The following is a 9,213-nucleotide window of genomic DNA, read 5'->3' on the forward strand; positions in this document are numbered from 1 at the left end:
ACAATATTTCATTAAATCCTTATTTTATCCCTTGCAGCTGTTTATTAGCCGTGCGACCCTTAACCATTATTTTCTATCGGTTTTTGTTATGCCTTTTGCAGTGTCGTTAACTCCTCCTCAAATTGCAGCTGTGATTGCTGTCGCGTTTGTTGCCTTTTTAATTGGCGCCCTAATCAATCAACGATTAACTCGTAAACGATGGGAGCAGCTTAAACTGCAACATGAACAACAAACACTTCAACAGCTCAACGAAGTTCAAATTGAAATGTCGAGATTACAAGATAATCTCGATGATAAAATCGATCACAGTAATCATCTGCAAAGTAAAATAGAAGATTTGATTGCCCAACTTTCTAGCGCAGAAACTAAAGCGGATCGGGTTAACCTCGTCGAACAACAAATGGTCGACACCCAACATCGTTTAATGGAATCGCAGCTCAACTTAGCCAAGTCAAACGCGGTGCAACAAACCATTTTAGTAAAAGCAGAAACCGAGCAAAAGTCATTACAAGATAAAATAGTGCTACTCGAGTCTGCTGAAGAACGCCTTAAACTGCAATTTGAAAACCTTGCTAATCGGATTTTTGAAGAACGCAGTGAAAGCTTTAAACAACAAAATGTCTCGCAAATAGACGGCGTTCTCGGGCCGCTGAAACAACAATTAGAAGGTTTCAGACGTCAAATTCAAGAGTCGTATACTCATGAGCAATCTGAACGAAGCGCGTTGAAACACCAGTTAGATAATTTGCGCGATCTCAACTTAAAAATGAGCCAAGACGCCATTAACCTCACCAAAGCACTTAAAGGTGACAACAAGCAACAAGGTAATTGGGGCGAAGTCATTTTAGAGCGCGTACTACAAGAAAGTGGTTTACGCGAAGGCCATGAGTACCAGACCCAACAAGATTTAAAAGACGATAACGGCAAACGTTTTAAGCCCGATGTTATCGTGCATTTACCCGAGCAAAAAGACGTAGTAATCGATGCCAAAATGTCGCTCGTCAGCTACGAACGTTATTTTAATAGCGAAGATAAAGTCATTCGCGACCAAGCCATAAAAGAACATGCATTATCGATTAGGCAGCATATTAAAGGCCTTAGTCAAAAAGATTATCATAAGTTGCATGGCCTCAAGAGCCTGGACTATGTGCTAATGTTTATTCCTATTGAGCCGGCATTTTTACTGGCCATTGAATACGACCCGAGCCTGGTTAATTTCGCCCTTGAGCAAAATATTATGCTGGTGAGTCCGACTAATTTATTAGTGGCTTTGCGTACTATCAATAATATATGGCGTTATGAGTACCAAAATCAAAATGCCCAAAATATCGCCAAACAAGCAAGTCGTATTTACGACAAATTATGCGGCTATCTTGAAGACATGGAAAAACTCGGACGCGCCCTAGATACGGCAGATAAAACCTATCAAAGTGCCATGGCAAAGTTGTCTTCAGGTAAAGGCAATGTCATTAGACAAGCGCATTACATGCAGCAATTAGGCGTCGACACCAGCAAGCAGTTAGATAAACAATTGCTCAACCGTGCACTTGATGAGTCAGTTGAAAAGCACGCCAGTAATAGTTAATCGATAAAATGAGTGATTATTAATCTTTATTTAAGCAACAAGGCTAATAGTCACTCAACGCCGTAACAGATTTATTTACAGCAACACTTATTAGCAATCATTTATCACACACATACTGATAGCAAACGAAATACAGAGGCGGGGATTCTCATTTAAATGCGTAACACTTGGGCGAACACTTTAATTACAGGCGCATTATTATTTAGCACATCATTGGCCTTTATTGGCCAAGCTAATGCACTGACTTCACAACAGCAACGCTATCTTGATGCCCGCCAAGCTCTGGATAAAAAGCAGCTCGACAAGTATCAAGCCCTACGCAACCAACTCGGCGACTATCCATTAACGGTTTACCTTGATTACCACGCCAAAATCGACAGCATAGTGCAATCTTCTGGCGACAAAGCGCTCAATGCCATCAACCAATTTGATACCACGCCGCTTTACAACAATGCGCGTTATCGCTACCTGCTCAATGCTGGTAAAAAACAACGTTGGCAAGACTTTCTAGTGATAGCGCCAGACACACCTAACGATGTGCGCTTACAGTGTTATTACTACCAAGCTCAACTTGATGCTGGTAACGAAACCATGGCTTACAAAGGCATAGAACGTTTATGGGTTCATGGCTATTCACGTCCCAATGAATGCGATGCGGTGATAAACCAATGGACTAAAGCGGGCTATCGCACCCAAGAGCTCATTTGGGCGCGGATGTTGCTCAGCTTTAATGCTAGGCAATCCAGTTTGCTGAGTTATTTATCGCAAAAAGTTACCCAACACAATAACGAAGCCAAACTACTATTGTCGGTGTATCGCGATCCTAATATTTTGCGTCACATGAACAAGTTTTCCAGCTCTAAACCCATAGTGGGTGATATTGTTGATGCTGGCTTACGTAAGCTAGCGCAAAAGGATTTACATCAAGCGATTAAATTGTATGTTAAATATCAAAAGGCCAACCGTTTCAGCGATCTTGAAGCGCGCCAGCTCAATCGCTATTTAGTCCGCCGAGCGCTGATTAAGCAAGACGATAAATTGGTGGCGCATATTGATACCATGCTGCCATTACTAAAATCTGATGATTTGTACGAAATGCGCCTACGTTGGGCTATTCGTGAACAAGATTTCAGCACGGTAGAAAAGTATTTAGCGTTATTGAGCGATCAAGGTAAAGCTGATTCTCGCTGGCAATATTGGCAAGCTAAAATGACCTCTCGTCATGACAAAAACCGCGCGACGCAATTACAGTCGACCTTAAGTGGCGAGCGTAATTTTTACGGTTTTAATGCGGCTGAAGCATTAGGCAAACCTCTGGCGATGAACGACGATAATTTAACCCCTAATCCTGAGCTGCAAGCAACATTAAACCAAGACCCTGGTTTAGCGCGCGTTGTGGAATTAATGGCCTTAGATAAGCAAATTGATGCTCGTAACGAATGGCTGTATTTAATGCGCCGCCACAACAGTGAAATGACCGCTCAATATGGTCTATTAGCTTTAAAAAATGGCTGGCATGCATTTAGTGTTGAATCCAGTATTCAAGGTAAGTTATGGGATTCAATAGCACTGCGTTTTCCTGAAGCGGCTAACGATGAGTTCCTCAAAGCCAGTAAAAAGTTTTCGGTAGACATTGATGAAATCCGCGCTATTTCTCGTCGAGAAAGTGCGTTTTATCTGTATGCTACCTCTGGTGTGGGAGCTAGAGGCTTAATGCAATTGATGCCCGCTACAGCCAAACAAACCGCCAAAAAGAACAAAATACCTTTTAATAACGTAAAAGACCTGTACGACCCGAAAGTGAACATTATGTTAGGCAGTGCCTATTACAGTGAATTACTGAAGCAGTTTGGTCAAAATCGCGTGTTAGCAACAGCAGCGTATAATGCCGGTCCAGGTAGTGTTAGGCGCTGGTTAAGACAGTCTAATGGCAGCTTAGATGTAATGAGTTTTATTGAAACGATTCCTTACACTGAAACTCGCGAATATGTTCAAGCAGTACTAAGTTACCGAATGATATTCCAACAACAAAAATCATTAAATGAAGGTATGTTTAGTGCAAAAGAGCTCAGCTACCTTTATTAACCGCTAGTCGCCGTTGTTAGCTGTAAGTTGCTTGTAGTTGTTTATAGGTGTTAGTTTTTATTAGTTCGTATTCGTTTTTATTCGTTTTTATTCGTTTTTATTCACAATAGCCGCCACTCTGTGGCGGTGTATTTTGTTTCACACCCGTCAGCAAGATAACGTATGCTTTAAATATGTTATCTTGCCGAATGTTGCAAATCGCTTGCGGGTAAATGCAGTAAGCGATTTGGATCAGATAATGAGCAATCGTGGCGATATACCAAAGTGAGAAACCGAAGCGCTAAACCATAGCTAGAAATCATAGCGAGTAAGCGAGTAAGCGAGTAAGCGAGTAAGCGAGTAAGCGAGTAAGCATAGCGAGAAAGAGCGCTAGAATAAAACGACAAACCATCACTACAAACCGTCATTTACAATAAACCTACAACGGTTTATTACCAACAGTTGGAGTTTTCGTGTCGCAATCAACTATTCAAACATTACTTAACCAACTAAGCCAAGTTTTGCTCGGTAAACCTGAGCAGATAAAACTTGCCGTCGCTTGTATCCTCGCCAAAGGTCATTTACTGATTGAAGATTTACCCGGCATGGGCAAAACCAGTTTGTCTCAAGGTATTGCCAGCAGTTTAGGCATGAGTTACCAGCGGATCCAGTTTACCAGCGACATGCTACCAGCGGACATTCTTGGGGTATCCATTTACAGCAAAGAACAGCAACAATTTATCTTTCATAAAGGCCCGGTGTTTAATCAAATGTTGTTGGCAGATGAAATTAACCGCGCCAGCCCCAAAACCCAAAGTGCTTTACTCGAAGCCATGGCTGAACAACAAATTACTATCGATGGCATCACCCACCCGCTGAGTTCACCATTTTTTGTTATTGCCACCCAAAATCCGGTTGATCAAGCTGGTACCTTCCCGTTGCCAGAATCGCAACTCGATCGATTTATGATGCGGATTTCCATCGGATATCCCAGCGCAGAAGCCGAGTTAGCCATGTTAAAGTCGCGCACTCAAGCCAATAAACCAGCATCATTATCACAATGCTTAACGCCGCAAGAACTAATGCTACTGCAACAACAAGTGGCGCAAGTGTCTGCATCGGATGCGGTACTGAATTATTTAATTGCCTTGGTTGATTACTCTCGGCAACACAATGTCGCTAAAGGGTTATCGCCTCGGGCCAGTATTGCTTTGCTACAAGCAGCCAAAGCATGGGCTTTTATCAACCAACGTCAGTACGTGGTACCCGAAGACATTCAAGCAGTATTTGCCTCGGTTGCCGAACACCGCATTCGCAGTAGCAGTCAATTTCAAGGCCAAGCGTTGTCTGACACTATTCTCGCCAGCGTCAACCCAATACGTTAACGGCGCAGGCACATGGCTAAATCGACGACAGCAAACAAGCACTCTTCAGCAATCTATGCCAATGGCGCTATTAAGCCATCTCGGTTCCGTCGGTTAATTCCAGCATCGTTAACCCAACGCTGGTCAAGGTGGATAAGTAAACGCCTGCCACCGCAAAAGCAAATTACCCTCAGCCACAAAGGTATTTTTATTCTCCCCAGTGGTTTTGGATTAGTGTGGATTGGGTTGATCGTTTTACTGTATTTATTTGGCACCAATTATCAAAATAACTTAGTGATAGGCTTAAGCTTATTACTCGCCAGTGTGTTCCATACCTGCATTATATACAGCTATAAAAACCTCGCCGGGTTAACATTTAATGCCGTCACGCCACCGCAAGGTTATGCCGAAGACAGCATGCCATTTCCCATCATGTTAACCGGCCATACTCGACAAAATAATCCCGACACCACCCACCAGCAGATTTGTTTGCAATTTAGTTATCAGCGCCATGTTCGCGTTAAACAAATGCACGAGCAAACCATTGCGATTGTGCCGTTTGAACAGCCTAAGCGTGGCAAACTAAACCCTGGTCGGATCAAAGTTTCATCCTACTTTCCGTTAGGATTATGCCGCGCATGGTCCTATGTCGACTTAGACATCCAACATGTTATTTTCGCTAAACCAGAAATGTGTGATATCGAATTGGCAAGCCACATTAGCGACAATGATAACCACAATGAACACGGTAAATTACGCCCAGGTGTTGACGACTACAAAGGCTTACGCAGCTATATTCCCGGTGAATCACTTAAACAAGTGGCGTGGAAAAAATGGGCTCAGGGCAAAGGCATGTTATCCAAAGAATTTGCTGAGCCAGAAGGATTACCCGTTTGGTTAACCTTGGCCAACACATCGGGCAATGACATTGAACACAAGCTCAGCAAACTCGCATGGCAAGTCGATAAGTTAAGTCAATCGCAGCAAATATTTGGCTTAATTCTGGATGAGCATATTATCAATCAGCAAACAGGCGAAGCCCATCGAGTGGCTTGTCATACCGCCATTGCAACTTATCATGCTCCCACAAATATGAATCCCGATGTTAATCCCAGTAATGTGGCAAAATCATCTGTGGGTGAACCATCATGACCGATAACTTTGATGCCATCATTAGCCGTAATACCTTGTTTTGGTTATTAATCACCAATGTCGCCATTCTGAGCCCTTTGCATCAACAAGCCACCTTATGGAGCATTGGAATTTGTGCGATTTGCTTTGTTTGGCGCCTGGGGATTTTTCTTGGCAAAGTAGCCGCGCCACCTAAACTATTGGTGACCACTTTGGCCATTGGCGCCGCAACCACCCTCGCCTTAGTGTCGAGCCAAATAGGTTTGCTCAATGCATTGGTTAACTTATTAATATTAGGTTACGCGTTAAAGTACATTGAAATGCGCGAACTCAGAGACGTCAAAGCCATTGTGTTAGTCGGCTATTTCCTTATCGGCCTCACTTTACTTGATCAACAAAGCATGCTTAATACCCTGCACTTATTGGCCGTAGCGGTGCTCAATACCGGCGTGTTAATCAGTGTTTATCAAGACAAATCAAACAAAGTCGCTAACCTCAGTTTTAGCCTTAAAATAATCCTCCAAAGCCTACCGTTAGCCATATTACTGTTTGTGGTGTTCCCACGCCTCGGGCCACTATGGTTAGTGCCGAACATGAAAACGGCCAAAACCGGTTTGTCTGATGAAGTGTCATTTGGTGACATTAGTAAACTCACTCGTTCAGCAGAATTAGCCTTTAGAGTTGGTTTTGATAATCCAGATGGCAGCACCCTAGGACCTGCCAATCAGGATTTGTATTGGCGTACTCTGGTGATGGAAAATTATGACGGCAAAACCTGGCGTCAAGACCCCAGTATTCAACAAATTCAGCGACAAGCATACTTTAACAAGCCCAAGCGCCAAGCCCCTAACAACGTTGCTAATGCTAGCAGTAAAAAAATCGACTATGTGGTCATTAGCGAACCCAGTCATCAAAAATGGCTATATGGCTTAGATGAAGCGTTTAGTAGCAATGATCAAGTGGTTGAATTAGCAGATTATCGCTTATATTCGTTAAGGCCTGTCGATCAGCGTATGAGCTATAGAGTGACCTCATATCCTGAGACGATCATGGATCTCAAACTCGACTCACATACTCAGCAGCTAAACCTTGCGTTGCCAGCCAATAGCAATCCAAAAACCCGAAAACTCGGTTTGCAGTTCGCCAAAGATTATCCAGATCCACAAGCGCGCATTAATGCGATGATGAATTACTTTGCTGAACAAGCCTATTACTACACCTTGAGCCCGCCTAGTGTTGGCGAGCAACAAATTGATGATTTCTTGTTTGAAAACCGTGCAGGATTTTGTGCTCATTACGCCTCTGCGCTAGTGTTTATGGCACGCGCTAGCGGAATACCAACCCGTATGGTAACGGGTTATCAGGGCGGCGATTATAATGCTAAAGCGGGCTATTACAGTGTTTATCAATACATGGCCCATGCGTGGACCGAGGTGTGGTTTGAAGGCCAAGGTTGGCAACGTTTTGACCCTACCGCAATGATTGCACCGCAGCGGGTGTTAGATGGCTTTGATGCCACCTTTGACAGCCAAAGCAGCTACTTACAAGACAGCCCTTTTAGCACGCTGCACATGAAACAATACCCATGGTTAAATGAATTACGCCAGCAGTTTGCCAGTGTCGATTACTACTGGAGTGTGTGGGTATTAGGTTTTGACGAACAACGTAAACAGCAAGTATTAGCAAAATTATTGGGTGATGTTAGCAGCACTAAAATCGCTTTACTGATGATTTTTAGCTTTATCATTATCGCATTGGTTATTGCCTATTACGCTGGGTTGTTCAATGTTGATCGCCAACAAGATCCCCTTAATAAACGTTATCAACTCATTTGCCAACGCTTAGCGAAAAAAGGCATCGCCCGTCAACAAGGTCAAGCCCCGTTTGATTACGCCGCAGCGGTTAACGCACATTTAAGCGCCCTTACCCCTCAAGTGGCAGCGGACTTTACAGCCCTAAGCGATGCCTATGTGGCACTTAAATATCAACCGCTTTCGGAATCACAAACCCAGCAACAGCAGCAACACTTTAAGCGGTTATATCGCCAATTGCGTTTACGACTGCTACGAAACTAATCTTGTGCACAACATCAGCAATCATCCTGATTATTAACGGTTTTGATTGATGATTTAAGGCAGAGTCCATAGAATGAATTAATCTCAAATTAGCGGGTCGCCCATGCTTACTTTAATTCAATCTAATCAGATGGAAGTGTTATCTGAACAACTGGCCAAACTGTTGGCTATTCGTTTAGATAACGTCAGTTTATTAGCCAGTGAGCATGTGTTAGTTCAAAGCCCCGGGATGTCGACTTGGCTGCGTTTAGAAATAGCCAAACACAATGGTATCGCCGCAGCATTGTCGTTCCCGTTACCCTCTAGTTTTACCTGGCAGTTATGCCACGACTTGCTGCCCGATGTACCAAAAGATAACGCCTTTACTAAAGCGGCGATGACCTGGAAGTTAATGGACTTATTACCAAGTCTGCTAGATAACCCAGATTTTAGTCCGCTCAAACAGTACTTATCGCCTCAAGTTGATACCACAACTGATATCGCTGATACAGATATTATTGATACAGATGTAGACGCGAATACTGATACCGATATTCATACAGCAAACAGCCACGCCATATTGCAGCTCAATCAGTCACATGATGCGATTAAGCTATTTCAATTGTGTGGCCGTATTGCCGATATTTTTGACCAATACTTGGTTTACCGCCCTGAGTGGATTTTAGCGTGGGAGCAAAACCAGCCGTTATCAAGCATCGACAACCGCCTAGCATTAGATGAAAACCAGCAATGGCAACCGATCCTGTGGCGAGCATTAATCGACTATAATCAACATCATTTGCACGCAAGCCATTATCATCGCGCCAATTTACATGCCGATTTAATTACAACCTTGGCTAATCCAGATACCGATTTATCGATGTTGCCCGCTCGCTTATACGTGTTTGGTATTTCGTCCATGCCACCGCAAACCCTCGATGTGCTGTACCATTTAGCCAGTCGTATTGATGTCATTATGCTGTCTCTCAGCCCTTGCCAACATTATTGGGGCGAT

The 9,213-nt window shown here is 43.4% G+C and carries 7 protein-coding genes; 6 read left to right on the plus strand and 1 reads right to left on the minus strand.

What is annotated here, in order from left to right:
- The first annotated feature begins 88 nt into the window (after nt 1-88).
- Nucleotides 89-1,585 (plus strand): DNA recombination protein RmuC, encoded by a 1,497-nt coding sequence (gene rmuC / locus CXF78_RS03010; RefSeq protein WP_011637980.1) that lies wholly within the window; start codon nt 89-91, stop codon nt 1,583-1,585.
- 156 nt (nt 1,586-1,741) lie between these two features.
- Nucleotides 1,742-3,670, plus strand: coding sequence for a transglycosylase SLT domain-containing protein (locus CXF78_RS03015; protein WP_011637981.1), 1,929 nt, complete (start codon nt 1,742-1,744; stop codon nt 3,668-3,670).
- A 176-nt stretch (nt 3,671-3,846) separates the two neighbouring features.
- On the opposite strand, the gene CXF78_RS21205 is transcribed toward CXF78_RS03015, so the two are convergent.
- Entirely contained in the window at nt 3,847-4,077 is a 231-nt protein-coding gene (locus CXF78_RS21205; protein ID WP_145991359.1) for a hypothetical protein, read from the minus strand.
- A gap of 45 nt (nt 4,078-4,122) precedes the next feature.
- Between CXF78_RS21205 and CXF78_RS03020 the strand changes: the two genes are divergently transcribed.
- The 4 genes from CXF78_RS03020 to CXF78_RS03035 form a co-directional block, all read left to right on the plus strand.
- Nucleotides 4,123-5,034: an AAA family ATPase gene (locus CXF78_RS03020; RefSeq protein ID WP_102035942.1), complete on the plus strand. Its 912-nt coding sequence runs from the start codon at nt 4,123-4,125 to the stop codon at nt 5,032-5,034.
- Between the two features lie 12 nt (nt 5,035-5,046).
- Nucleotides 5,047-6,165: a DUF58 domain-containing protein gene (locus tag CXF78_RS03025; RefSeq protein ID WP_102035943.1), complete on the plus strand. Its 1,119-nt coding sequence runs from the start codon at nt 5,047-5,049 to the stop codon at nt 6,163-6,165.
- A complete protein-coding gene (locus tag CXF78_RS03030) occupies nt 6,162-8,219 on the plus strand; it encodes a transglutaminase TgpA family protein (protein ID WP_102035944.1) in 2,058 nt (685 codons plus the stop codon). Before CXF78_RS03025 ends, CXF78_RS03030 begins: the two co-directional genes overlap by 4 nt.
- 103 nt (nt 8,220-8,322) lie before the next feature.
- Nucleotides 8,323-9,213 (plus strand): exodeoxyribonuclease V subunit gamma (locus CXF78_RS03035; RefSeq protein ID WP_145991360.1); only part of this gene is annotated, 891 nt, incomplete at its 3' end.

Origin of the sequence: Shewanella sp. 11B5 (genome assembly GCF_002836795.1) — a bacterium.
In the GTDB taxonomy this organism is placed as follows: domain Bacteria; phylum Pseudomonadota; class Gammaproteobacteria; order Enterobacterales; family Shewanellaceae; genus Shewanella; species Shewanella frigidimarina.

Bases quoted from the DNA above. Each gene is read 5' to 3' on its own strand.
- CXF78_RS03025 (WP_102035943.1), top strand. From the start codon at position 5,047: ATGGCTAAATCGACGACAGCAAACAAGCACTCTTCAGCAATCTATGCC.
- rmuC (WP_011637980.1), top strand. From the start codon at position 89: ATGCCTTTTGCAGTGTCGTTAACTCCTCCTCAAATTGCAGCTGTGATT.
- CXF78_RS03030 (WP_102035944.1), top strand. From the start codon at position 6,162: ATGACCGATAACTTTGATGCCATCATTAGCCGTAATACCTTGTTTTGG.
- CXF78_RS21205 (WP_145991359.1), bottom strand. From the start codon at position 4,077: ATGACGGTTTGTAGTGATGGTTTGTCGTTTTATTCTAGCGCTCTTTCT.
- CXF78_RS03015 (WP_011637981.1), top strand. From the start codon at position 1,742: ATGCGTAACACTTGGGCGAACACTTTAATTACAGGCGCATTATTATTT.